Consider the following 23,830-nt stretch of genomic DNA (forward strand, 5'->3'; position numbering starts at 1 on the left):
GGCGGCTCACATGCCTCTGGACAGCGTGTCCAGCTTGTAGATGGTCATCGCGACGTTGCGAACGCCTTCAGGCGTTTCCCACGCCTCACCGTCGGGCGTCGCCGCGCCCATCGCGCCAACATAAAGCGTGCCGCGGTCAGGCCCGGCAAAGGCCAGCGTGATGGAACGGCGCGGCACGGGGATCACGCCCAGCTTCCCGCCATCGCCCGCGAAGACGTAGACGCCCGCATCGCCGGTGACATAGAGCCTGCCCTCGCTGTCCACCGTCATGCCATCGCCGCCGAAGCCTTCGCTGTCTTCGTCCAGCGAGGCGAAGACACGGGCGTTCGAGGCAGTGCCTTCGCTGTCCAGATCGAAAGCGTGAACCGTTCGCATGTCCGTGACATAAAGCGTTGAATTGTCAGGGCTTGTGGCGAGGCCATTGGTGAATGCCTCGGGCTCGTAGACCTTCGTAACCGAGCCATCTGCGGCGATATGCCACAGCGCCGATTGCGTGACCCAGGCCCCACCCCGGCCATCGGCCAGAACATCGTTGAGACGACCGAGCGAACTGCCATCGGGCATCGCATCGGCGATCACGCGGCGTTCGGGGAGCAGTTGCACCAGCGCGCTGGGCTGGCTGCATTCCAGGCCATTCAGGCCAGGGTCCGTGCAGCCCCGCTCCACCGCCAACAGGCTTCCGTCGACGGCGAAGGAGGCCGCTCCGGCACCCAGCACATAGGGCACTTCCACGAAGGCGCGATCGTCCGGCCACAGCGCCCAGATCGCGTTGCTCTGCTCCTGCGCGAACAGCAGGCGACCATCGGGCGCGGTGGTCATGCCGTCCGCTGTCATCGGGCCGGACCACGCAGTTTCCCATTCGGCCCCTGCCGCAACCACCCCAGCTATAGCCTCGATCTGCACGGCATTCTCGCCCGGCAATGGCGATTCCTGCGCGGCGAGAGGGAGGGACAGGGAAAGGGCGGCAAGGGCCCCTGCGAGGGCGAGCGAAGCCCGGATCATTCCACCACCTCCATCTCGATGGTGTTGACGCCGTTTTCATCGACGCCGGTCCGGTCGTTGTCCCAGTCGATCTCGATCATGCGATCGAAACCCTCGTCGCGAACCCAGCTGACCTGCGTGCGATATGGCTCGTCGAGCGTCACCGGGTCAGTGATGGTGACATCGGACACCAGCCGGTCTCCCTCCATGCGAATCCGTTCGACATAACGCGCCTCTTCCGAGAACGGCGGCGCGCCGTGGAAATATTCGATGGGGCTTTTGACCATGATCGTCTCGATCACGAGCGTGTCGCCTTCCCAGTGCCCCACAGAGGTCCCCCGCACCGTCGGCCACAGGTCGAACTCGTCGGGCATTTCGCGGTCGGTGTAGATGAAGCGCACTTCGCTGTAGGCGTTCACGATCAGCACTTCCTCAGGCGTGATCGTGAACTGGATCGGCGTTGCCGCGTCCATCATCATCGGGAAACCCCAACCCGTCGCCTTGCGTCCGGCATTGACCCGGCGGGCCTCCTCGAGACGACGCCGCCCCTCCTCGTTCCACGCGGCGTTGGCAGCGCGCAGGTTCATGAAGTTCTCGGGCATTTCGCCCGTTTCCCGCGCTTCGAGGACGGAAGGCGCGATGCCGCCGATGGTGGTGCCCGCCTGCTGCTCGCTCACCCAGTATCCGGGCCAGTGGGGAAGTTGAGCGAATTGTTCGACGCGGCTTTCCTCGACCTGATGATTGTCCGCCAACGAGGGTGTTGCCAACAGCGTGAGACCGCAGGCGATTGCCGCCGCAAGAGCCCGCATTACTGGTTCGTCCCGATGGGATTGCCCTCGGCATCGGTCACGTCCAGCACCACGCCGCCGGGCCTGCCGCTGCGCAGCGGATAGATCCGCGCGACGATCTCGGTGCCGGGCCGCAAGGTGCGCGGGCGCCAGCCGCGGGCGTAGAGATACATGGGGGAGCCCATTTCCATGCTCCATTCCACCTCGCGGCCCTGCCCGTCAGTGGAAGTCATTTGGATGTAGGCGTGCGGGTTGGACCACTGGAACTGCGTGACAGTGCCGCTCACGCTCACTTCGCGAGAGCTGTCGAACATCGACATGGAATGATGTGCGGCAACGGTTCCCGCGCCCAATGGCAACAGCATGGCCGCCGCGGCGGCCAGGGCGATACGCATAGTCCTTCTCCCAAACAGTATTCTCTGTTTGGAAGGGATCATGCCACCACATTCGCCGCAGGTCACGGCCCTTTGCGAAGGCCCTATTTCAGCGTCTGGATGATGGAGGAAAAGTCGCGTCCACCGTTGCCTTCGGCATCGAACTCTTCGTAAAGTTCGCGCGCGCGGCGGCCCATCTTCGAGTCGACACCGGCGGTCTCCGCCGCGGCCATCGCCAGCTTCAGATCCTTCAGCATCAGGCCCGTGGCAAAGCCGCCCTGGTAATCGTTGTCGGCAGGCGACTTCGGCCCCACGCCCGGCACCGGGCAATAGCTGGTCATGGACCAGCACTGGCCGGAGGAGACGCTGGAGATATCGTAGAAGGTCTGCGGGTCCAGCCCCAGCTTCTGCGCCATGGCAAATGCCTCGCAGGTGCCGATCATCTGTACCGCCAGCAGCATGTTGTTGCAGATCTTGGCGGCCTGTCCGTTGCCGGCCTGCCCTGCATGGATCACCGCCTTGCCCATGCCTTCCAGCACCGGCTTGGCCTTTGCAAAAGCTTCATCGCTGCCGCCGACCATGAAGGTGAGCGTGCCCGCCTCTGCCGCCGCGATCCCGCCGGAAACCGGCGCATCGACCATGGCATAGCCCGCAGCCTCGGCAGCCTCGGCCACTTCGCGGGCGGTCGCCACGTCAATGGTAGAGCAATCGAGGAACACCGCGCCCACAGGCGCCTTGCCGATCACGTCGCTGGTGTAGACCGATTTCACGATCTCGCCGTTCGGCAGCATGGAGACCACCGCATCCACGCCCTCGCAGGCTTCGGAAGCGGAAGTGAAGGTCTCGCAGCCATGCTCCTTCGCGGCGGCCAGCGCCTGTTCGCTGAGATCGAATGCGCGAACGGCATGTCCGGCTTTCACGAGGTTCGCGGCCATGCCGCCGCCCATGTTGCCAAGACCGATGAATGCGATTTTCATGTCACCGCCCCTTCCACTCGCCGTCGCGTTTCTCGACGAAGGCCTGCATACCCTCCACCTTGTCCTCGCTGGCGGTGAGGATCTGGAACAGGCGGCGTTCGTGGGCGAGGCCGTGCTCCAGCGTTGTCTCGAACGCGGCGTTGACCATTTCCTTGTTCGCGATCGCGGCCATCGGCGGCTTGGAGGCAATCGTCTCCGCCGTTTTCATGGCGTCGGTCAGCAATTCGTCATGCGGCACCACGCGGGCCACCAGTCCGGCCCGCTCTGCTTCCTCCGCATCCATCATGCGGCCCGTCAGGCACATTTCCATTGCCTTGGACTTGCCGACCGCGCGGGTGAGGCGCTGCGATCCGCCCATGCCAGGCGCAACGCCGAGGTTGATCTCGGGCTGGCCGAATTTCGCCTTGTCGCTTGCGAGAATGAAATCGGCCATCATCGCCAGTTCGCACCCGCCGCCCAGCGCAAAGCCGTTCACGGCGGCGATCCATGGTTTGCGCGTGCCTTTCACCACCTTGCTCTGCCAGCCGGAGAAGAAATCCTCGAGGTAGAAGTCCACCGCTTCTTTCTCGACCATTTCCTTGATGTCGGCGCCTGCGGCAAAGGCCTTGTCGCCCGAACCCGTCAGCACCATGCAGCGCTGGCTTTTGTCGGCATCGTAGGCGGCAAAGGCCTCGCCCAGTTCACGCAGCACGTCGCTGTTGAGCGCGTTCAACGCCTTGGGGCGGTTCAGCGTCACCAGCGTCACGGCGCCGCGTTGCTCGACGAGGATGTTTTCGAAAGTGCTCATTGTTTTCGTCTCCTGTTCAGGATGCGCAGCGTTTGCGAATGTTCGTCGGGTCGGCAGGGTACTCTATATTCTGCATCACCAGTCGCTCCGGATTGCCTTGCAGGCTGAGACGGAAGCGGCTGTCCCAGGTCTGGCCCTCACCTTCCATCGCGAGTTCGACTTCCGTGCCGTCTGGCCCATCGGTAACGTTCTCCACCTCTCCGACGGATTCGTAGAAGATCACGCGGTCGGCGGAAATCTCTACCCGCAAGTCCGATGCAGGGTCGCAGCTGCCATCGACGTAGTCCCACACACCGCGAAAGCGTGCCGGGATGCCATCGACCTGCGCGGCGTCGCGAACTTGCGCCAACGGCTCCGCACCATCACCGATGCCGCCGTCGGGCTCCACCGGTATTGCCGTCCGATCGGCTTCGGGCGGTGCTTCTGCCGTATCGTCCTGCGAGCCGCAGGCGGCAAGCGCCAGGACCATCACGGGAAGAGCCAGCTTCGCACGCATCGGTATTACCCCATCGTCGGAATGACGAAGGCGTTGCTACCGTCGCCGCCACCATCGGGCCAGCGCTGGGTGACTTTCTTGGCCTTGGTCCAGAACCGCAGGCCTTCCATGCCGTACTGGTCCGCATCGCCGAAGCCGCTGCGCTTCCAGCCGCCGAAGCTGTGGTAGCTTACCGGTACGGGGATCGGCACGTTGATACCCACCATGCCCACGTTGACCCGGTGCGCGAATTCGCGCGCGGCGTGGCCATTGCGGGTGAAGATGGCAACGCCATTGCCGTACTGGTGCTCGCTCGGCAGTTTGAGCGCGTGCTCGAAATCGTCGGCGCGCACGATCTGCAGGACGGGGCCGAAGATCTCTTCCTTGTAGCTTTCCATATCGGGCGTGACGCGATCGAGCAGCGTCGGGCCGACGAAGAAGCCGTTCTCGTGGCCCTGCAGCGAAAACCCGCGCCCGTCGATCACCACTTCGCTGCCCTCGGCCTCTGCGGTATCGATCCACTTCTCGATCCGCGCCTTGTGCTCGGGCGTGACGACCGGACCATAGTGCGCTTCGGGATCGTTCGACACGCCGACGCGCAGGGCGTTGATCGCGGGGATCAGCTTTTCCTTCAGGCGCTCGGCCGTCTGCTCGCCCACCGGCACAACCACCGGCAGCGCCATGCAGCGTTCCCCGGCAGAACCGAAGGCCGCGCCTGATAGGTCGTTCACCACCTGGTCGAGATCAGCGTCAGGCATCACGATGCCGTGGTTCTTCGCGCCGCCCATTGCCTGCACGCGCTTGCCGGCGGCAACGCCGCGGTTGTAGACGTAGTGGGCGATATCGCTGGAGCCGACGAAGCTGACCGCCGCGATATCCTCGTGGTCGAGGATGGCGTCCACCATTTCCTTGTCGCCGTGGACGACTTGCAGCAGCCCGGCGGGCGCGCCGGCTTCCACGAACAGTTCGGCAAGCCGCACCGGCACACTAGGGTCGCGCTCGCTGGGCTTCAGGATGAAGGCATTGCCCGCCGCGATCGCCATGCCGAACATCCACATCGGGATCATGGCCGGGAAGTTGAACGGCGTGATGCCCGCGCCGATACCGAGCGGCTGGCGCATGGAATAGACGTCGATGCCGGGGCCTGCACCATTGGTGTATTCGCCCTTCAACGCCTGCGGGATGCCGCAGGCGAACTCGATCACTTCCAGCCCGCGCTGCACGTCGCCGTGCGCGTCGTCCACGACCTTGCCGTGTTCGCTGGAGAGGAGTTCTGCCAGTTCTTGCTTGTGCTCTTCCACAAGCCGCTTGAATTCGAACATCACGCGGGCACGGCGCTGCGGATTGGTGGCGGCCCATTCGGGCTGCACCTTCTTCGCCTCGGCTATTGCACGATCGAGCAGCGCGGCATCGCCCAATGCGACCTGCGCTTGCACTTCGCCCGTCGAGGGGTTCCAGATATCGTGCACCCGCCCGCCATCAGTGGCATGGGCTTTCCCGGCTATGAAATGATCGACCTGGCGCATCCGTTCTCTCCGTTCCTGTCAGGAATGAAGCGCATGTCAGATCGAAAAGTTGCACACAACGAAAAAGTTTCACTCGCAACCTTCTCACTTGCCGAAGCGGCGACTTAGACCGGCAGTCCGACGTAGTTCTCCGCAATGCTGGTCTGCGCGGCGCGGCTGCTGGCGATGTAGTCCAGTTCGGCCTGCTGCATCGCCCGCTCGAAAGGGCCGTCCTCGGGAAAGCGGTGCATCAGCTTGGTGAGCGACCAGCTGAACCGCTCGCTCTTCCAGACGCGGGCCAGCGCGGTGTCGGAATAGGCGGCGATCGCATCGTTGTCCGACTTGTTGAAGAACCCGGTCAAAGCCTCTGCCGCGTAGTGCACGTCGCTGGCTGCAAGGTTCAGGCCCTTCGCCCCTGTCGGCGGCACGATATGGGCGCTATCGCCGCACAAGAGCAGCGAGCCATGGCGCATCGGCGCGAAGACGAAGCTGCGTAGCGGCGCGATGCTCTTCTCCAGTGCCGGGCCGCGCGTGATGTTCGCCGCCGCTTCGGGGCCGAGGCGGATGGCGAGTTCGTCCCACAGCCGTTCGTCGCTCCATTCCTCCACCTTGTCGGTAAGCGGCACGTCGACGTAGTAGCGGCTGCGCGTCTCGCTTCGCATGGAGGCAAGCGCGAAGCCGCGCTCGTGATTGGCGTAGATCAGCTCGTGATTGCATGGCGGCACGTCGGCGAGAATGCCCAGCCAGCCGAACGGGTATTCCCGTTGGTATTCCATGCCGACCGAGGCGGGGATAGCCTTGCGGCTCGGTCCGTGGAAACCGTCGCAGCCGACGATGAAGCGGCAATCGACGCGGTGCTGCGTGCCGTCCCTGGTGTAGGGGACGTAGGGCGCATCGCTTTCGACGTCGAACAGCACGGTTTCCTCTGCCTCGTAGATGACTTCCAGCCCGCGCTCCTCGCGCGCGTCCATCAGGTCGCGGGTCAGTTCGGTCTGGCCGTAGACCACCACCTGCTGCCCGCCGGTGAGCTCTGCGATGTCGATGCGGATCAGCCGCTCCCCATCGGCAAGGTTGAAGCCATCGTGCGGCAGTCCCTCCGCCTTCAGTCGCTGGTCCAGCCCCAGCCGCTCCATCAGCGAAACGGTGATGTTCTCCAGCACGCCTGCACGAATGCGGCTGAGCACGTAGTCGGGAGACCGCCGCTCCAGTACCACGCAGTCCACGCCCTCGGCGCGCAGCAAATGGCCAAGCAGCAGGCCAGCAGGACCGGCACCGATGATACAAACCTGGGTCTTCACGAACGTCTCTCCCGATTTTTGCCCGAAAGTGCCGCGCCGGGCGAATTTTTAAAGGGACAGACCCGCGTTCGACTGGTATATTTGAGACATGACGCAGCCGGCTCGCTCCATCCCCGTCTTCAGCCTGTTCGGCGAGGATGTAGGGGAGCAATTACCCGAATACTTCCACTGGGAAACGATCGAGGCGCGCAGTGCGGGCTATCATTGGGAGATAGCCAGCCACCGACACCCTGCATTGTTTCAGGTGCTTTTCCTCAAGGAAGGAATGGCGGAAATTGTGCTGGACCGGACCGCCAGCAGTGTCGAGGCGCCCGCGCTGGTGATCGTGCCCGCCGGACGTACGCACGGCTTCCGCTTTTCTGACCGGGCGGACGGATTGGTAATGACAGGGCGAAAGGCTTTTCTCGGCCTGCTTGGTGCAGGCGATCCGCTGCACAGGGTGATGAACGAAGCGCAGGTGGTGCTGCCGACAGCCGACGCGGCCGAACGCCTTGCAGGTCTCGCCGTGCAGTTGCTTTCTTGCGAAGTCATCGCGGCCGACGCCAATCGCACTGCCCTGCGCGCCAATCTCGCCGAGGCATGGCTGCGGCTCGTCGTGACTGCGCGTGACGTTACCGGCGAGGAGGCTAGCCTTTGCGACAGGTTCATTGCGCTGGTGGAAAGGCACTGCCACGAACACTGGACGGTGCAGACCTACGCGTGCGGACTGGGCTGCACACCGCGCACGCTTGCCCGCGCGACGCGGGAGACACTCGAACTGTCGCCACTCGAATACGTCAACCGTCGCCTTGCCAGCGAAGCGCGGCGGCTACTCAATTTCACCAATGCCAACGTGGCGCAGGTTGCCGATGCTCTCGGCTTCGAGGACCCGTCCTATTTCTCGCGCTTCTACCTGCGGATGACCGGCCGGCGCCCCAGTGCGGAGCGCCGGCAAATCAGTAACCCTCAGATGGGCCAGAATTAAATCGGGTAATGCCCCGGTTCGGTCTCGAAAGTGATCCAGCGCAGTTCGGTGAAAGCGTCGATCCCGGCCTTGCCACCGAAGCGGCCGTAGCCCGATGCCTTCATGCCGCCGAACGGCATCTGCGGCTCGTCCGACACGGTGGAGGCGTTGACGTGGCAGATGCCCGCCTCGATCTGCCGCGCCACCTTCAGGCCGCGCGCGGTGTCCTTCGTGAACACGGCTGAGGAAAGGCCGTACTGCGTGTCGTTCGCCAGTTCGATGGCGTGGGCCTCGTCCCGTGCGCGGGCGATGCCGACGACCGGGCCGAAGCTCTCGTCGCGGAACAGCTTCATGTCCGGCGTCACCTTGTCGACAAGGTGCGCGGGCATCAGCACGTTCTTCGTCGTCTCGCCGCCCACCAGCAGCTCCGCGCCCTTGGCCTTGGCATCCTCGATCAGCGAGTAGCAGTGATCGACGGTCTTCGTGTCCACCACGGCCCCCAGCGGCGTCTTGCCTTCGGTGGGGTCGCCCACGGGCATCGACTTCACCTTCTCGGCGAACTTCGCTGCGAACTCGTCGGCCACGGCATCGACCACGATGATACGCTCGGTGCTCATGCAGATCTGGCCCTGGTTCATGAAGGCACCGAAGCCCGCCGCCTTCACCGCCTCGTCGAGGTCGGCATCTTCCAGCACCACCATCGGCGCCTTGCCGCCCAGTTCCAGCAGCACGGGCTTCAGGTGTTCGGCAGCGCGCTTGGCGATGATCTTGCCGACCTGGGTGGAGCCGGTGAAGTTGATGCGCTTCACCTGCGGCGCGTCGATCAGCGCGCCGACGACTTCGGCGGCATCTTCGGGGGCGTTGGTGACGACGTTCACCACGCCGTCGGGGAAGCCTGCCTCGGCAAACGCCTCGATGATCAGCGCGTGGGTGCGCGGGCACTGCTCGCTCGCTTTCAGGATCACCGCGTTGCCGCAGGCGAGCGGCACGGCAATGGCGCGCACACCAAGGATGATCGGCGCGTTCCACGGCGCGATGCCCAGCATCACGCCAACAGGTTCACGCAGCGCCATGGCAACGGTGCCCTCGTGATCGGAGGGAATGACCTCGCCCTGGATCTGCGTGGTGATGGCGGCAGCCTCGCGCACCATGCCGGCCGCCAGGCCGAGGTTGAACATGGCCCAGCCCGCCGTCGCGCCGATCTCGCCCATCATGGCAGCGACGAAATCGTCCTTCTTGCTCTCCAGCGCATCGGCCGCCTTGTTCAGCACCTTGCGCCGCGCGTTAGGCCCCATCTTTGACCACTGCGCAAACCCCGCCTGCGCCTTCTCGGCAATGGCGGGAATATCGCCGGGCTGCATGGCCTCCGCGCTGGAGGCGACTTCGCCGGTCATCGGGTTCAGGCGTTCAAACTTGCTCATCATTCATCCTCTTGCGTGGGAAAGTCTCGGCTGATTCAACACTGTCAGTCGCTTGCGCGTTCCGCATGGGCCTGTGCCACGTCGAGCCGTGCGCGCCACGGGTCTTCGCCGCCGCGATTGCCGTCCATGCCGAACAGCATAACCGGGCGGCTCTCGTCGTCGTAGATCGGCCACGCGGGCGCTCCGGGGCCGTTGGGATCGCCGGTCTTCGCGAAGTTGACGAAGGCTGCGCTCATCGCTGCCGTTGCGGCGTGATCCTCGGGCGTTGTCTCATCCGGATAACGCGCATCGATGGTGCGGAAGAAGAAGGGTATCTCGGTTGCGTGCGGCAGTCCGGCGGACCATTCCTCTCGCATCACCTGCGGCACGTAGCCGGCGCGGTAGTGCCACGCAGGTTGTCCAGCCCGCGTCATGGACTGGACCATGAAACGCGCAGGCTCGACCATCATCTCGTCGGCGTAGACGACGGTTCGCAGGGCGGCGGCGGGAAGGTCCGCCATATTGGCGTAGGCCTCCCGCGCATCATCCGCCAGCGGACCGAAATGCGCGGCGATGACATCGCCTTCCAGCGGCGGACCGAAGCCGATATCCGCCGTGTTCGCCCCGGCCATGAACGGCACGGGAGCGGCATTGCCTTCGGCATAAGTCTTGTCGATCGCTTCGAGCACGATCATGCCGTCCATCAGCGGTCCGGAGTGCGGGGCGACAGGTTGCTGGCCAAGGCCCACGCCCGTTGCCAGGGTATTGGCGGGCAAGGCGCGCAGCGCGGCCAGCGCTTCCGGCCCCTCTCCTTCGACGCCTGCCCATTCGGCGAAGCCCAGCCCTGCGTCCTCGCCATCCGGGCCATCGTCCGAATGGACCGGCGTGGTGGAGCGCAGACCGGCACGCCCGCCGCCCGACATCACGACGGCCTTGTCGAACAGGTCGCGCGTCATGGGGCTGGCCATCATCATGCTGACTGAACCACCGCCCGCGCTCTCACCGAAAATCGTCACGTTGTTCGGATCGCCGCCGAAGGCTGCGATGTTGCGCTGGACCCAGCGCAGAGCCTCCACCTGGTCCATGTAGCCATAGTTGCCGAGCAGGCCATTATCCTCGTTCGCCGCGGTCAGCGCCGGGTGCGCGAAGAAACCGAAACGGCCGAGGCGATAGTTGAAGCTGACGAGGATCACACCCTGCCGCGCCAGTTCGGACCCGTCGTAGACAGCAGGCGACGAACCGCCGTTCACGAAGCCGCCGCCGTAGATCCAGAACATCACCGGCAGGCGATCGTCCGCAGTAGTGCCTTCGGGCCGCCAGACGTTGACGTAGAGGCAATCCTCCGCAGGCGGCGTGCCCAGCGGGGCCGCGTCGGCGGCGAAAGGTATCTGCATGCAATCATTGGCGTATTGCGTCACCTGGCGCACGCCTTCCCACGGCTCGACCGGCTGCGGTGCGCGCCAGCGAAGGTCGCCTACGGGTGGCTGGGCGAAGGGAATGCCCTTCCAGGACGAGATGCCGTCCACGGTCTCGCCTTCCACCTGCCCCACGTCGAGCGACACGACCTGCGCGGCGGCGGGCGCGGCGATCATGAGAGAAGTCAATGCAAATGCTGACCTGATCATTGCTCTACCTCCTTGCGAAGAACGCAGCGATGGCCTGCTGCACTTCGCTGCCTTTCAGCGCGCCTGCGAACACTTCGGCCTCCCGGTCGATCTGCGCGAACACGGCCTCGCGGTTGTCGGCCATCAGCTTACGGCTTTTCGCCAATGCCTGCGGCGGACGCTTCAGCAGGTCGGCCACGCGGGAGCGGGCGTGGTCCTGCACTTCGCCAGCGGGCATGGTGCGGGTAACGAAGCCTGCCGCCTCGGCATCGCTTGCGGACAATGGATCACCCAGCAGCAACAATTCCGCCGCCTTGGCGCGGCCGAAAACGGTAGGCGCGAGCATGCTCGAGCCGCCTTCGGGGACGAGGCCGAGGTTCACGAACGGCATCGTGAACTGCGCATCATCGGCGGCGTAGACGAGGTCGCAGTGGAACAGCATGGTCGTGCCGATACCGACCGCCGCGCCCTGCACCGCCGCCACCAGCGGCTTGTCGAACCGGGCGACCGCGCGAATGAAGTCGATGGCCTCGGTCGCGCCAGTCTGGGCGACGGCAAGGAAATCCTTCAGGTCATTCCCGGCGCAGAAGGTCTCCCCTTCCCCGGTGAACAGCACGACACGGATATCGTCGGAGGCAGAGGCGCGCTCCAGCGCGGCAATCATCTCGCGGTACATGGCCAGCGTAATGGCATTCTTGCGCTCGGGCCGGTTGAACCGGAGCTCGAGGCAGCCCGGCGTTTCGCGCAACTGGATTTCCTGATCTGACACCGACTTCTCCCGCATGGACCCGGTCGCGATCGGCCAGGCACTCTCCGCGAGCGTGCTAGGGGCAACGCACGAGTCTATCAAGCCGGGGCGTATCCGGCGCAGTTTCTGAAACCTTTGCCCGCCTTGAACGCTGGGATTCGTGCAGAAAGGATTTTCGCAATGGCAGCACGCGCATATTGGCAGGGGCAGATCAGGCTGGCGCTCGTCTCGATCCCCGTTGAAATCTACACCGCTACGAAATCGTCGGCGAAGATCCGCTTCAACCAGATCCACGAACCGAGCGGGAAGCGCATCTCCTATGAAAAGGTGGTGCCCGGCATCGGGCCTGTAGACCGTGACGACATCATCAAGGGCTACGAAGTCTCGAAGGGCGAATACGTGCTGCTGGACGAGGAGGAGATCGACGCCGTCAAGCTGGAGAGCAAGCGCACGCTGGAACTGGTGCAGTTCGTGGACGCGCACGAGATCGATCCGCTCTACTTCGAAAAACCCTACTACGTCGCGCCGAAGGACGAGCTGGCCGAGGAAGCCTTCATCGTGCTGCGAGAGGCGCTGCGCAAGGCGAAGAAGGTGGCCCTGGGACAGCTTGCCATGCGCGGCAGCGAGAAGCTGGTGGCGATCAAGCCGTGCGGCAAGGGCCTGCTGCTGGAAACGCTGCGCTATGCCGAGGAAGTGCGCGAAGGGCAGACCTTCTTCGACGATATCGAGGATGCGAAGCCCAAGAAGGAACTGCTCGACCTTGCCACCACCCTGATCGAGCAGAAGAGTGCGCCCTTCGATGCCGGCGAGTTCGAGGACCGCTACGCCGATGCGCTGCGCGGCCTCATCGAAAAGAAGCGCAAGAGCAAGGGCGGCAAGAAAATCATCGAGGATGTGGAAGAGCCCGAAAGCGGCGGCTCCAACGTGATCGACCTGATGGCGGCATTGAAGAAATCGGTCGACGAAAAGCCGAAGAAATCCGCTGGCAAGAGCAAGAAGTCCGCCTGACATGGCCAAGGCGTCCGATCCCCTCGCCACCTACAACGCCAAGCGCGATTTCAAGGCGACGCCGGAACCTGAGGGCAAGCGTGAGAGCAGCAAGGGCGGCAACGCCTTCATCGTTCAGAAGCACGATGCCACGCGGCTGCACTGGGACCTGCGGCTGGAAATGGACGGCGTGATGAAAAGCTGGGCCGTAACCAAGGGCCCCTCCCCCGATCCCGACGTGAAGCGGCTGGCCGTACGCACGGAGGATCACCCGCTGTCCTACAACACTTTCGAGGGCACGATCCCCAAGGGTGAATACGGCGGCGGCACGGTGATGCTTTGGGACCGCGGTACCTGGGAGCCGATCAAGGGCAAGAGCGCCAGCGATATCGAGAAGGGCCACCTGCATTTCTGCCTCCACGGCGAACGGATGCAGGGCGAATGGCTGTTGATAAGGCTGAAGATAAAGCCGGGAGAAAAGCGGGAAAACTGGCTGCTGCGCAAGTTGCAGGACGATCACGCGCAGGAAGGCGACGCACTGGTCGAGCACGAGCTCACCAGCGTGGCCACGGGCCGTTCGATGGCGGAAATCGCAGCGGACAAGGAGGGGGAATTCTCGCTGGAAGGCAAGAAGGACGACGCCTTCCTGAAACAGATGGAAAAGGCCAGCGCGCATACGGCGAAGAAAGGCAAGTCCCGCTCCCGCAAGGATGCGCCGTTGCCCAAGTTTCGCAAACCACAACTCGCAACGCTGGTGGACGAGGTGCCATCGGGCAACGGCTGGATGCACGAGATAAAGTTCGACGGCTACCGCGCGCTGATCGCCGCAAAGGGCGACAAGGTGCGCGTCTACACCCGCAGCGGCAAGGACTGGACCGACAAGTTCGGCCCGCTGGCAGACGCCATCGGCGCGCTGGACCTGCCGAGTTGTCTGATCGACGGGGAAATCGTCGCCGTCGATTCCAGCGGCAACCCCGATTTCTCCACCCTGCAATCGGTCCTGAAGCGCGGCCACGGCAGCCAGTCGAAAGAGGACGCGCTGCAGTTCCACGCATTCGACCTGCTGGAACTCGCGGCCGAGAGGCTGACCGACCTGCCGAACATAGAACGCAAGGAGCGGCTCGAGGCGCTGCTGGGCGATGCGGCCTCGCCGATCTTCCTTGCCGACCACGTCATCGGCGCGGGCGAGAAACTTTACAACGCGATGTGTAAGGCCGGACAGGAAGGCATCATCTCGAAAACCATCGACGGACGCTATTCCGGCTCTCGCGGCAAACGGTGGGTGAAAGTGAAATGCACGCGGCGGCAGGAATTCGTGGTGATCGGCTGGAAGAAATCGAGCGCGAAGGGCCGCCCTTTTTCCTCGCTTCTGATGGCACAGCACCAGGATGGCGAACTCGTCTACAAGGGCAATGTCGGCACCGGCTTCTCGGCGGACGACCTCGACGAACTGGCAGGAAAACTCAAGCGCCTCGAACGCAAGACCCCGCCAGCCGAAGTGGACAAGGCCAGCAGCCGCGGCGTGACCTGGGTAACGCCGAAGCTGGTGGCGGAAGTCGCCTTCTCCGAATTCACCGCTGACGGCAACATTCGCCACGGAAGCTATCTGGGCCTGCGCGAGGACAAGAAGGCGGAGGATGTGAAGCCCGAGCAGCCCTCCGCCGCGCCCGCCAAGGCCGAGGGGGTCAAGATTTCCAGCCGCGACCGCGTCGTCTTTCCCGACACCGGGCAGACCAAGGGCGATCTGGCGGACTATTACGAAGCCGTCGCCTCGATCATGCTGCCCTTCGTGGGGCATCGCCCGGTCAGCCTGGTGCGCTGCCCTCAGGGACGCGCGAAGAACTGCTTTTTCCAGAAGCACGACAGCGGCGGTTTCGGCGACGCCGTGCAACACGTTCCCATCCGCGAGAAGGACGGCGGGACCGAGGACTATCTCTACGTCGAGGATGCGCGCGGGCTGCTGCAATGCGTGCAGATGGGGACGATCGAATTTCACGGCTGGGCCTCGCGCAGCGACGAGGTTGAAAAGCCAGATCGCATGATCTTCGACCTCGATCCCGACGAGGGTCTGGATTTCGGCGATGTGAAAACCGCCGCGCGCGACATTCGCGACCGGCTGGCGGACCTTGGCCTCACCAGCTTCGCCATGCTTTCCGGCGGAAAGGGCGTGCATGTCGTCGTGCCGCTATCGCGAGGACACGATTGGGAAGCCCACAAGGATTTCGCCCGCCGCTTTGCCGAGGCGCTGAGCGTCGCGGAGCCGGATCGCTTCACCGCCACGATGAGCAAGGCGAAGCGCAAGGGGAAAATCTTCATCGACTGGCTGCGCAACCAGCGCGGCAGCACGGCCGTGGTGCCCTATTCCGCACGAGCCCGCAGCGGCGCACCGGTGGCGGCACCCATTGCGTGGAATGAGCTGAAGGGCATCGATAGCGCGGGAATTTATACCATCGGCGATGCCAAGCATCTGATCGACCGGGCCGAGAGCAAATCGCTCGCGGGCTGGGGTTTTGCCGAGCAATCCCTGCCTGATTTCTGATCTTTCGGATACTTTTGCCAAAAGCACGCGTTGGCAGGGGGAGACCAAGGAGCCCCCTCTTGCCGATCACCATCAACGACACCCCGCACGAACTGCCTGACGATCCCCGCGTCAGCCTGCTCGACTTCCTGCGCCTCCATGCCGGGCTGACCGGCACCAAGAAGGGCTGCGACCACGGCCAGTGCGGTGCCTGCACCGTGCTGGTGAACGGGATGCGGATCAATTCCTGCCTTTCGCTGGCCGTCATGCACGATGGTGACAAAGTGACGACGATCGAGGGCCTGGGAACGCCAGATGCGCCCAGCGCCTTGCAAAAGGCTTTCGTGGAGCACGACGGCTACCAGTGCGGCTACTGCACGCCCGGCCAGATCTGCTCTGCCACGGCAATGATGCAGGAGATCGCGAACGGCTGGCCCAGCGATGCGAGCGACGATCTGGAAGGTCCGGTCAAGCCGAGCGCAGAGGAAATCCGCGAACGCATGAGCGGCAACCTGTGCCGCTGCGGGGCCTATGCCAACATCGTCGCCGCCATTGCCGAAGTTACAGCGGAGGACACGCAATGAAGCCTTTCCGCTATTACCGGCCCGACAGCCTCGATCATGCAGGCCAGCTTACCAGCGATGCAGAAGCACGAGCGATTGCGGGCGGCACCAACCTGATCGACCTGATGAAGCTGCAGGTGGAAACGCCGCAGGAGCTTGTCGATATCAACACGCTCTCGCTGGGCGAGATTGCCGACACCGACGACGGCGGCCTCTCCATCGGCGCGCTGGCGACCAATACGGCCACCGCCGCGCACCCGCGCGTGCGGTCGGATTATCCGGTGCTGGCCCGCGCCATCCTCGCAGGGGCGACCCAGCAGTTGCGGAACAAGGCGACGACAGGCGGCAACCTGTGCCAGCGCACGCGTTGCTACTACTTCACCAACATCGACCAGCCCTGCAACAAGCGCGAACCCGGCTCCGGATGCGGCGCGATCGACGGCATTGCGCGCCTCCATGCCGTTCTGGGCACCAGCCCGCACTGCATCGCCACCTATCCGGGCGACATGGCCGTTGCGATGGCCGCGCTTGATGCGACGGTGCAGATTACCGGATCTGCCGGTGAGCGCAGCGTACCGGTGCGCGATTTCCACCGGCTTCCGGGTGACACGCCGGAGAAGGACAACGTGCTGGAGACCGGCGAAGTCATAACGGCCGTCACCCTGCCCGCGCCCGTTGGTGGCAAGCAGCTTTATCGCAAAGTCCGCGAACGCTCGTCCTATGCCTTTGCGCTGGTCTCGGTCGCTGCGGTGGTCGAGATGGATGGCACCCGCATCGCTCGCGCCGACCTTGCCTTCGGGGGCCTTGCCCACAAGCCTTGGCACGACCCGCGCCTGTCCGAACTGCTCGTGGGCGAGGAGCCGACCGCTGCGCTGTTCGACAAGGCGGCCGACCTGCTGCTGGAAGATGCGCAGGGCTACGGCGAAAATGATTTCAAGATCCCCCTCGCCCGGCGCGCGCTCGCGGCGACCCTTGCCGAAGCTACGGGAGCAGAACTGTGAGCACGCACATGGAACAGGACAAGCCGAACCGCGAGTGCCTGCTGGACAAGACGCCGCAGGGTACGCTCGGCAAGCCGCTCAGCCGGTCGGAAGGGCTGGCAAAGGTCACGGGAACGGCGCCCTACGCTGCCGAATACCCGATTGCCGATTGCCTTGAAGGCGTGCTCGTCACCGCGCCTTTTGCCAAGGGCACCATCGATTCCATCGACAAGGAAGGGTGTCTCGCGATGGAAGGCGTGATCGCGGTGATCGATGACGAACGCCTGACCTCCCGGCCCGCGCAGGGCACGGCGGGAGAGGCTCCCGTACAGAAGCCGCGCCAGATCGACTACTTCGGCCAGCCCTTCGCGCTGGTCGTGGCCGAAACCTTCGAGCAGGCGCGCCACGCGGCGAAGCACCTCGAATTCACGTTCACGGCGGATGATCTTTCCCAGGTTCCCTTCGATCCCGAAGCGGCTGAAAGCGAACGGCAGGAAGAAACGCGCCAAGGCGATCTTGCCCACGCCATGTCGGATGCGAAGCACGCCGTCGATGCGCGCATCACCACCGCCGGACACGCCAGCGCCGCCATGGAACCCCACGCCGCGATCGCGCAGTGGGACGGATCGAACCTCAGCGTACATGCCTCGTTGCAGATGTTGAACTACAATATCTCCGAACTGGCCGATGCGCTGGGGATGGATGAGGACAACATCCGCCTCGTGTCACGCTACGTCGGCGGCGGCTTCGGCTCGAAACTCGGCATTTCGCAGGAATGTCTCGCCGCATCGCTAGCCTCCATGGCGCTGGAGAAGCCAGTTCGCGTGGTGCTAAGCCGACAGCAGGTGTTCCAGACCATCATGCGCCGGTCCGAAACCACGCAGCGCCTTCGCCTCGCCGCAGGGGATGACGGCGCGCTGAGCGGGTTCGGGCACGAGGGGCTGGTATCCAACCTGCCCGAAGAAAGCTTTGCCGAGCCTATCCTGCAAAGTTCGCAATTCCTCTACGGCGGACAGAACCGCCTGCTGGGCCTCGATGTCGCGCGGGTGCACCGCATGACGGCAGGCTCCGTCCGCGCGCCGGGGGAAGCCGTGGGCATGCCCGCGCTTGAAGTGGCGATGGACATGCTGGCGGAGGAAAGCGGCGTCGATCCGGTTGAGCTGCGACTGCGCAACATCCCCGATGCCCACCCGGTGGAAGGCACGCCGTTCTCCTCCCACAAGCTGGCCGAATGCCTGCAGCAGGCCGCCGATGCCTTCGGCTGGGATGCAGGGCCGCGCAAACCCCGCCAGCGCCGCGAGGGCGAATGGTGGGTCGGCACCGGCATGGCCAGTGCGGCGCGCGTACACAACATCTCCAAGGCCAAAGCGCGCGTCACGCTGAAGCCCGATGGCACCGCTCTCGTAGAAACCGACATGACCGACATCGGCACCGGCACCTACACCATCCTCGGCCAGCTCGCCGGGGAAATGCTGGGCTTGCCGCGTGACAAGGTGCTGGTGGAACTGGGCGACACGCGCTTCCCGCGCGGTTCCGGCTCCGGCGGCAGCTGGGGCGCGTCCTCTGTCGGCTCGGCCGTCTATGTCGCCTGCCAGGGACTGCGCCGCGAACTGGCATCCCGGGCCGGGGTGAACGAGGATGACGTGTCGCTCAAGGATGGGCGCATCGCCAACGGACCCAGCCTCATCGACCTGCTCGACGGCAAGGACCTCAGCGAGGAAGGTTTTTACGAGCCGGGCGATATCGACGACGATTTCGTCGCCGCCGGTTTCGGTGCCTATTTCGCGCAGGTCCGAGTGAACCGCTTTACCGGGGAAACCCGCGTCGACCGCATGACAGGCGCCTTCGGGTTCGGGCGCGTGCTGAACGAGAAGACCGCCCGCTCGCAATGCCAGGGCGGCATGGTCTGGAGCATCGGCGTCGCCCTGACCGAAGCCCTGCATTTCGATCCGCAGGACGGCCACCTCGTCAACTGCGACCTCGCCGAATACCACGTACCGGTGAACCGCGACGTGCCCGAACTCGATGTGATCATGGTGGAGGAACGCGATCCCGCCGCCAGCCCCATCCAGGCCAAGGGCATAGGCGAACTGGGCATGTGCGGCGGTGCGGCAGCAATCGCCAACGCCATCTACAACGCCAGCGGAGCGCGGGTGATGGACTTCCCGATGACGCCGGACAGAGTGCTCGCCGCGATGCCCTGACGCCTCTCGGGCAGCGCAAGCCATCTGGCCCTTTTCGCGGCAGCGCGGTAACGCGTGCCCTCGCGTTGCAATGCTGCGGGAGGAAAGCGTGTCGCAGGAGAAGGCCACACGGGTAACGTCGTTCGACGTTGCCGAGAGGGCCGGTGTCAACCAGTCGACGGTGTCGCGGGCGCTCAACGGCGACCCGTCCATCAGCGCGCCCACACGCCACAGGATCGAGCAGGCAGCCGCGGACCTCGGCTATCACATCGATGACCGCGCCGCTCGCCTGCGGACCGGCAAGACCGGCACGATCGCCGTGATCGTCATCACCCGGCCCGGACGCAGCCCGACCGATGTGAACCCGTTCCACTATGCCTTGCTGGGGAACGTCTGCGCTTCGGCTTCGGCCAAGGGGTATCGCTCCCTCGTGTCCTTCCAGTCCGAGGCCGAGCATTTTGATTCCGGTTTCGTCCAGCGCAGACAGGCAGACGCCATCGTCCTGCTCGGCACGGCGACGAACACCGCAGCGTGGGATTTCCACCGACCCTTGCTCGGCCGTCCGGAAACCTCCTGCTGGGGCGCGCCTTTCGAGAACGCGAGGCGGATCAAGGCCGACAACCGGGATGGCGGTCGCCGGGCGGCAGAGCGGCTGCTGCAGGGAGGATATCGCAACCTCTCCTTCATCGGCGATCTCGACGATCGGCAGAGCCAGTTTCGCGAGCGATACGAAGGTTTCCGCGATGCCCTCTCCGCTCACGGTATCGCGGCACCGCCTACCGTATTCGAGGATGCCGAAACGCGCGTCGAGCAAGGCCGACGCTCCGTCCGGAGGCTCCTGGCAGATAGCCAGGAGATCGACGGCCTTTTCTGCTGTTGCGACGCGATGGCGCTCGGAGCCCTCGGCGCGCTTGAGAACGCAGGCATAGAGGTGCCGGGAGATATTGGCGTGATCGGTTTCGACGGCTTGGGAAGCGGCGCCCACAGCAGCCCGCCGCTGACCACCATAGAGCCGGATTTCACCAGTGCCGGAGCCATGCTTGTCGATCTCGCCCTGGGTGCGATCGAACCGGCCGCCGCGAAGGGCGTGCCTGTTCATCTGGTGGAACGCTCGAGCGTTCGTCGCTAAGCCCCGCCCCATGAAAATCTCAAAGCTCGCATCACTGTCCCTGCTTCTCACTTCCGCGCTGGCGCTTGGTGGCTGCGTCCACGCCAATATCCAACACGTCCAGCCCGAAATCGGCCTTCGCGTGAAGAACGCCATCACGATTGATGGTCTGCAATTCCGCGATGCCGACGGCGACGGCCGACTTGCCCCATACGAGGACTGGCGCCTTTCTCCCCTCGAGCGCGCTGCCGATCTGGCGACCCGGATGAGCACGACCCATAAGGTCGGCACGCTGATGCATTCGACCATGCCGGGCCGCGATGGCGAACTGGGTCGTGCGGAAAGCTACGACCTCGATGCGCTTGGCCTGCTTGTGGGCGACAGGCACGTGACCAGTTTCATCACCCGCCTGACGCTCGACCCGGCCCTGCTGGCAGAGCAGAACAACGCCGCACAGGAGGTCGCCGCCGCTGGCAGACTGGGCATTCCGCTGACCATCAGCACCGATCCGCGCAATCATTTCAGTTATGTCCTTGGCGCAGCAGAGGCCGGAACGGGCACCACCCAGTGGCCGGAACTTCTCGGCTTTGCCGCTCTGCGCGATCCGCAACTGGTCCGCGAGTTCGGCGAGATCGCCCGACGCGAATATCGCGCGCTGGGCATCCACATGGCACTCTCGCCGCAGCTCGACCTGCTCACAGAACCGCGCTGGCCGCGCGGCAGCGGAACCTTCGGCAGCCAGGCTGAACTCAGCAGCGAGCTTGGCGGTGCCTACGTCGAATCCTTCCAGGGTGGAGCCGAGGGCTTGCAGCCCGATGGCGTGATGACCGTGGTGAAGCACTGGGTCGGCTACGGTGCCCAGCCCGAGGGGTTCGAGGCGCACAATTACTACGGCCGCTTTGCCGAACCGGGCGACTATCTTGGTCAGCATATTGCCGCTTTCGAGGGCGCGCTGGATGCAGGAACTGCGGGCATCATGCCAGCCTATCCGATCCTGCGCGACGCCACATTGAACGGAGAGCCGATCGAAGCAGTCAGCCCCGGCTAAGCACGCAACTGCTCGACGGCTTGCTGCGCCGGGACCTGGGTTACGAAGGGATAATCCTGTCCGACTGGACCATCACCCGCGACTGCAACGAACGGTGCATGAAGCCAACCGACGAGGCCCCACAGCGGCCGCAGGACATTGCGACCTTCTGGGGAGTGGAAGACCTCAGCGTTCAGGAGCGATATGTGAAGGGCCTCGAGGCCGGGATCGACCAGTTCGGCGGGACCGACGACGTGGCTCCGCTATTGCAGGCCATCGAGACCGGAGACATCGATATCGCGCGTGTCGATCAGTCGGTAATCCGCATCATGGTGCCCAAGTTCGAGCTCGGCATGTTCGACAACCCTTACGTCGATCCGGCAGCGGCGACTTCGAACATCGGCCGGGCCGACGATATTGCAAAGGCCGACAGGCTTCAGCGTGAGTCGCAGGTGTTGCTGCGAAATGAAGGCAGCGCCCTGCCCTTCGCCAGCGGTGCTAAGGTCTGGCTGCACGGGACCGCACCCGAAGCAGCGACGGCTGCGGGTCTGCAGGTGGTCGATGACCTGGCCGAAGCGGATTTTGCGTTGGTGCGCGCCGACACGCCTTCGGAGATGCTTCACCCCAACCACTTCTTCGGCAGCCGTTACAAGGAAGGTCGGCTGAATTTCGAGCCGGGCGATCCGGCCTACGATGCTCTTGCCCGTGCGAAAGCGGCTCAGGTGCCGACGATACTGGCGATCTTCCTCGACAGGCCGGCAGTGCTGACGGAAATCCTGCCGGTAACGGACGTGATCCTCGCCAACTTCGGGGCGAGCGATGCCGCCGTATTCGACGTAGCGCTGGGCCGGGCGTCGGCGCGCGGGCGCCTGCCTTTCGAGCTGCCACGTTCCATGGAAGCCGTGGAGCTGCAAGACCCGGCAGCCCCCGATGACAGCGCGGATCCGCTCTACCCGTTCGGCGCGGGCCTGTGATCTCTCATGGGAGGGGCGCTCGAACAACTGACAAGCGCCCTGATGACATCGCTTTGGTGAAATGGCGGAGAGGGAGGGATTCGAACCCTCGGAACCCGTAAGGGCTCAACAGTTTTCGAGACTGCCCCGTTCGACCACTCCGGCACCTCTCCGCAAGGGGTATCCGCTGTCTGCAAAACTGCAGCCGATTGGGAAGCGCGGCGGTTAGCGGAGTGATCCGTGCTTGCCAAGTCCCTTCCGCGCGAAATCTCTCAAAATCGGGGGACTGCCGCCCCTCAAAGCTTGTCGAAGGGCGCATCCGACATATATTTGCACCATGGATCGCTCGGAATTCTACTCGTCCCAGGCCGGTCGTCGCATCGATGCGCCCCGCCGGTCGCGTGCCCGTTTTGCCATCGGTGACATCGTGAAACATCGCAAGTTCGACTTTCGCGGTGTCATCTTCGATATCGATCCGGTCTATGCCAATTCGGAAGAATGGTACGAGCAGATCCCCGAAGGCCAGCGACCCGATCGGGACCAGCCCTTCTATCATCTGCTGGCAGAGAACGAAGACAGTTCCTACGTCGCTTACGTCAGCCAGCAGAACCTGCTGGCCGATACGGAGGGCGAGCCGATCGACCATCCGCAGGTAGACCAGCTGTTCGAGCATTTCAGCGCCGGGCGCTATCGCCTGCGCCGCAGCTTGACGCACTGATCCCTTATGACTTGATTTTCCAGCCGCTCTTCAGGACGCGGTAGGTAATCACGCCCAGCACCAGGTTGAGCACGCCGACGCCGATGGCCGCGCCGACCACGTGGGCGTTGTCATTCCCGATATCGCTGACGCCCAAAAAGCCGTAGCGGAAGCCGGAGATCATGTAGAAGAACGGGTTGGCCTTGCTCACCGCCTGGAAGAACGGCGAGAGGTTGGAAATCACGTAGAACGTGCCCGACAGCAGGCTGAGCGGCGCGACGATGAAGTTTGTGATCGCGGCGTTGTGATCGAACTTCTCCGCCCAGATGCTGGCCAGCAAGCCGAAGATCGCCAGCATGGTGGCTCCCATCAGGCCGAACCACACCACGGCCCAGGGATGCGCCACGGAAAGGTCGACATCGGGGTACAGCAGCATGGCCAGCGCCACCGCGCCGCCCACCATTACCGCGCGCGTAATCGCGGCCATGACGATGCCGATCATCAGCTCGGCCTCCGACAACGGCGGCATCAGCAGGTCGATGATCGTCCCTTGCAGCTTGCCCGCCAGCAGACTGAAGCTGGAATTGGCAAACGCGTTCTGCATCATGCCCATCATGATCAGGCCGGGCGCTACGAAAGTGCCGAAGTTCACGCCCAGGATCTCGCGCCCGCCGCGACCCAGCGCGACGGTAAAGATCACGAGGAACAGCAGCGTGGTGACGGCAGGTGCCCAAACGGTCTGCGTCTGCACCTTGAGAAAGCGGCGGATTTCCTTAATATAGAGGCTCCACAGCCCGATCCGGTTGATACCGGTGATCTGCGGCTCTCCCTTAGGCGGGAATTTGCGCCCGGCATTGCTGCCGGCGGCGATGAATTCGCCTTCTGCGGAGTTTGTAGCGGGTGCTTGATCGGCCATGGGGGCGCGACTATCTCC

The 23,830-nt window shown here is 64.3% G+C and carries 22 protein-coding genes and 1 tRNA gene; 10 read left to right on the forward strand and 13 right to left on the reverse strand.

The window, feature by feature from the left end; translation table 11 throughout:
* Nucleotides 1–6: 6 nt before the first annotated feature.
* The 8 genes from ABFX23_RS14640 to pobA form a co-directional block, all read right to left on the reverse strand.
* Nucleotides 7–1,002: an SMP-30/gluconolactonase/LRE family protein gene (locus tag ABFX23_RS14640; protein ID WP_346033734.1), complete on the reverse strand. Its 996-nt coding sequence runs from the start codon at nt 1,000–1,002 to the stop codon at nt 7–9.
* On the reverse strand, nt 999–1,733 hold the full coding sequence (locus ABFX23_RS14645) for a hypothetical protein (protein ID WP_346033735.1): 735 nt from the start codon (nt 1,731–1,733) through the stop codon (nt 999–1,001). Before ABFX23_RS14645 ends, ABFX23_RS14640 begins: the two co-directional genes overlap by 4 nt.
* 56 nt (nt 1,734–1,789) lie before the next feature.
* Entirely contained in the window at nt 1,790–2,164 is a 375-nt protein-coding gene (locus ABFX23_RS14650) for a DUF6152 family protein (RefSeq protein ID WP_346033736.1), read from the reverse strand.
* Between the two features lie 83 nt (nt 2,165–2,247).
* Nucleotides 2,248–3,120, reverse strand: coding sequence for a 3-hydroxyisobutyrate dehydrogenase (mmsB, locus tag ABFX23_RS14655; RefSeq protein ID WP_346033737.1), 873 nt, complete (start codon nt 3,118–3,120; stop codon nt 2,248–2,250).
* 1 nt (nt 3,121) lies between these two features.
* Nucleotides 3,122–3,907, reverse strand: coding sequence for an enoyl-CoA hydratase-related protein (locus tag ABFX23_RS14660; protein ID WP_346033738.1), 786 nt, complete (start codon nt 3,905–3,907; stop codon nt 3,122–3,124).
* A gap of 16 nt (nt 3,908–3,923) precedes the next feature.
* On the reverse strand, nt 3,924–4,403 hold the full coding sequence (locus ABFX23_RS14665) for a hypothetical protein (protein ID WP_346033739.1): 480 nt from the start codon (nt 4,401–4,403) through the stop codon (nt 3,924–3,926).
* Between the two features lie 5 nt (nt 4,404–4,408).
* Nucleotides 4,409–5,908: a CoA-acylating methylmalonate-semialdehyde dehydrogenase gene (locus ABFX23_RS14670; protein ID WP_346033740.1), complete on the reverse strand. Its 1,500-nt coding sequence runs from the start codon at nt 5,906–5,908 to the stop codon at nt 4,409–4,411.
* Between the two features lie 104 nt (nt 5,909–6,012).
* The gene (gene pobA / locus ABFX23_RS14675) at nt 6,013–7,185 is read right to left on the reverse strand and encodes a 4-hydroxybenzoate 3-monooxygenase (RefSeq protein WP_346033741.1); all 1,173 of its coding nucleotides are present in this window, start codon (nt 7,183–7,185) and stop codon (nt 6,013–6,015) included.
* An 88-nt stretch (nt 7,186–7,273) separates the two neighbouring features.
* Here pobA and ABFX23_RS14680 point away from each other — a divergent pair, with 88 nt between their 5' ends.
* Complete coding sequence (locus ABFX23_RS14680) at nt 7,274–8,149, forward strand: helix-turn-helix domain-containing protein (RefSeq protein WP_346033742.1); 876 nt, start codon at nt 7,274–7,276, stop codon at nt 8,147–8,149.
* On the opposite strand, the gene ABFX23_RS14685 is transcribed toward ABFX23_RS14680, so the two are convergent.
* The 3 genes from ABFX23_RS14685 to ABFX23_RS14695 are packed head-to-tail and all read right to left on the reverse strand — an operon-like array spanning nt 8,146 to nt 11,901.
* Complete coding sequence (locus ABFX23_RS14685) at nt 8,146–9,552, reverse strand: aldehyde dehydrogenase (RefSeq protein WP_346033743.1); 1,407 nt, start codon at nt 9,550–9,552, stop codon at nt 8,146–8,148. The genes ABFX23_RS14680 and ABFX23_RS14685 overlap by 4 nt on opposite strands.
* A 41-nt stretch (nt 9,553–9,593) precedes the next feature.
* Entirely contained in the window at nt 9,594–11,153 is a 1,560-nt protein-coding gene (locus ABFX23_RS14690) for a carboxylesterase/lipase family protein (RefSeq protein WP_346033744.1), read from the reverse strand.
* 4 nt (nt 11,154–11,157) lie between these two features.
* The gene (locus ABFX23_RS14695) at nt 11,158–11,901 is read right to left on the reverse strand and encodes an enoyl-CoA hydratase-related protein (protein WP_346033745.1); all 744 of its coding nucleotides are present in this window, start codon (nt 11,899–11,901) and stop codon (nt 11,158–11,160) included.
* 159 nt (nt 11,902–12,060) lie between these two features.
* On the opposite strand from ABFX23_RS14695, the gene ku reads away from it, so the two are divergent.
* The 8 genes from ku to ABFX23_RS14735 all read left to right on the forward strand — a co-directional run bounded on the left by ku (nt 12,061) and on the right by ABFX23_RS14735 (nt 22,220).
* Nucleotides 12,061–12,888 (forward strand): non-homologous end joining protein Ku, encoded by an 828-nt coding sequence (gene ku / locus ABFX23_RS14700; protein ID WP_346033746.1) that lies wholly within the window; start codon nt 12,061–12,063, stop codon nt 12,886–12,888.
* Nucleotide 12,889: 1 nt separating this feature from the next.
* The gene (gene ligD / locus ABFX23_RS14705; protein ID WP_346033747.1) at nt 12,890–15,406 is read left to right on the forward strand and encodes a DNA ligase D; all 2,517 of its coding nucleotides are present in this window, start codon (nt 12,890–12,892) and stop codon (nt 15,404–15,406) included.
* Between the two features lie 59 nt (nt 15,407–15,465).
* Nucleotides 15,466–15,969 (forward strand): 2Fe-2S iron-sulfur cluster-binding protein, encoded by a 504-nt coding sequence (locus ABFX23_RS14710; RefSeq protein ID WP_346033748.1) that lies wholly within the window; start codon nt 15,466–15,468, stop codon nt 15,967–15,969.
* Nucleotides 15,966–16,949: an FAD binding domain-containing protein gene (locus ABFX23_RS14715; protein WP_346033749.1), complete on the forward strand. Its 984-nt coding sequence runs from the start codon at nt 15,966–15,968 to the stop codon at nt 16,947–16,949. The genes ABFX23_RS14710 and ABFX23_RS14715 overlap by 4 nt, the downstream gene beginning before the upstream one ends.
* Nucleotides 16,950–16,957: 8 nt before the next feature.
* The gene (locus ABFX23_RS14720) at nt 16,958–19,132 is read left to right on the forward strand and encodes a xanthine dehydrogenase family protein molybdopterin-binding subunit (RefSeq protein WP_346033750.1); all 2,175 of its coding nucleotides are present in this window, start codon (nt 16,958–16,960) and stop codon (nt 19,130–19,132) included.
* An 88-nt stretch (nt 19,133–19,220) separates the two neighbouring features.
* Nucleotides 19,221–20,240, forward strand: coding sequence for a LacI family DNA-binding transcriptional regulator (locus ABFX23_RS14725; RefSeq protein ID WP_346033751.1), 1,020 nt, complete (start codon nt 19,221–19,223; stop codon nt 20,238–20,240).
* Nucleotides 20,241–20,250: 10 nt separating this feature from the next.
* Nucleotides 20,251–21,267, forward strand: coding sequence for a glycoside hydrolase family 3 N-terminal domain-containing protein (locus ABFX23_RS14730; RefSeq protein ID WP_346033752.1), 1,017 nt, complete (start codon nt 20,251–20,253; stop codon nt 21,265–21,267).
* Nucleotides 21,268–21,287: 20 nt separating this feature from the next.
* Nucleotides 21,288–22,220 (forward strand): glycoside hydrolase family 3 C-terminal domain-containing protein, encoded by a 933-nt coding sequence (locus ABFX23_RS14735; RefSeq protein WP_346033753.1) that lies wholly within the window; start codon nt 21,288–21,290, stop codon nt 22,218–22,220.
* A gap of 62 nt (nt 22,221–22,282) precedes the next feature.
* On the opposite strand, the gene ABFX23_RS14740 is transcribed toward ABFX23_RS14735, so the two are convergent.
* Nucleotides 22,283–22,372, reverse strand: a tRNA-Ser gene (locus ABFX23_RS14740).
* 164 nt (nt 22,373–22,536) lie between these two features.
* Here ABFX23_RS14740 and hspQ point away from each other — a divergent pair.
* A complete protein-coding gene (gene hspQ, locus ABFX23_RS14745) occupies nt 22,537–22,917 on the forward strand; it encodes a heat shock protein HspQ (RefSeq protein WP_120076075.1) in 381 nt (126 codons plus the stop codon).
* 4 nt (nt 22,918–22,921) lie between these two features.
* Here the strand turns inward: hspQ and ABFX23_RS14750 are convergent, their stop codons facing one another.
* Nucleotides 22,922–23,812, reverse strand: coding sequence for an ABC transporter permease (locus tag ABFX23_RS14750; RefSeq protein ID WP_346033754.1), 891 nt, complete (start codon nt 23,810–23,812; stop codon nt 22,922–22,924).
* Between the last annotated feature and the right edge of the window lie 18 nt (nt 23,813–23,830).

It is taken from the genome of Erythrobacter westpacificensis (genome assembly GCF_039542285.1).
Lineage (GTDB): Bacteria > Pseudomonadota > Alphaproteobacteria > Sphingomonadales > Sphingomonadaceae > Alteraurantiacibacter > Alteraurantiacibacter westpacificensis.

Bases quoted from the DNA above. Each gene is read 5' to 3' on its own strand.
- ABFX23_RS14640 (WP_346033734.1), bottom strand. From the start codon at position 1,002: ATGATCCGGGCTTCGCTCGCCCTCGCAGGGGCCCTTGCCGCCCTTTCC.
- ABFX23_RS14650 (WP_346033736.1), bottom strand. From the start codon at position 2,164: ATGCGTATCGCCCTGGCCGCCGCGGCGGCCATGCTGTTGCCATTGGGC.
- mmsB (WP_346033737.1), bottom strand. From the start codon at position 3,120: ATGAAAATCGCATTCATCGGTCTTGGCAACATGGGCGGCGGCATGGCC.
- ABFX23_RS14660 (WP_346033738.1), bottom strand. From the start codon at position 3,907: ATGAGCACTTTCGAAAACATCCTCGTCGAGCAACGCGGCGCCGTGACG.
- ABFX23_RS14665 (WP_346033739.1), bottom strand. From the start codon at position 4,403: ATGCGTGCGAAGCTGGCTCTTCCCGTGATGGTCCTGGCGCTTGCCGCC.
- ABFX23_RS14670 (WP_346033740.1), bottom strand. From the start codon at position 5,908: ATGCGCCAGGTCGATCATTTCATAGCCGGGAAAGCCCATGCCACTGAT.
- ABFX23_RS14680 (WP_346033742.1), top strand. From the start codon at position 7,274: ATGACGCAGCCGGCTCGCTCCATCCCCGTCTTCAGCCTGTTCGGCGAG.
- ABFX23_RS14685 (WP_346033743.1), bottom strand. From the start codon at position 9,552: ATGATGAGCAAGTTTGAACGCCTGAACCCGATGACCGGCGAAGTCGCC.
- ABFX23_RS14690 (WP_346033744.1), bottom strand. From the start codon at position 11,153: ATGATCAGGTCAGCATTTGCATTGACTTCTCTCATGATCGCCGCGCCC.
- ku (WP_346033746.1), top strand. From the start codon at position 12,061: ATGGCAGCACGCGCATATTGGCAGGGGCAGATCAGGCTGGCGCTCGTC.
- ligD (WP_346033747.1), top strand. From the start codon at position 12,890: ATGGCCAAGGCGTCCGATCCCCTCGCCACCTACAACGCCAAGCGCGAT.
- ABFX23_RS14715 (WP_346033749.1), top strand. From the start codon at position 15,966: ATGAAGCCTTTCCGCTATTACCGGCCCGACAGCCTCGATCATGCAGGC.
- ABFX23_RS14720 (WP_346033750.1), top strand. From the start codon at position 16,958: ATGGAACAGGACAAGCCGAACCGCGAGTGCCTGCTGGACAAGACGCCG.
- ABFX23_RS14730 (WP_346033752.1), top strand. From the start codon at position 20,251: ATGAAAATCTCAAAGCTCGCATCACTGTCCCTGCTTCTCACTTCCGCG.
- hspQ (WP_120076075.1), top strand. From the start codon at position 22,537: ATGGATCGCTCGGAATTCTACTCGTCCCAGGCCGGTCGTCGCATCGAT.
- ABFX23_RS14750 (WP_346033754.1), bottom strand. From the start codon at position 23,812: ATGGCCGATCAAGCACCCGCTACAAACTCCGCAGAAGGCGAATTCATC.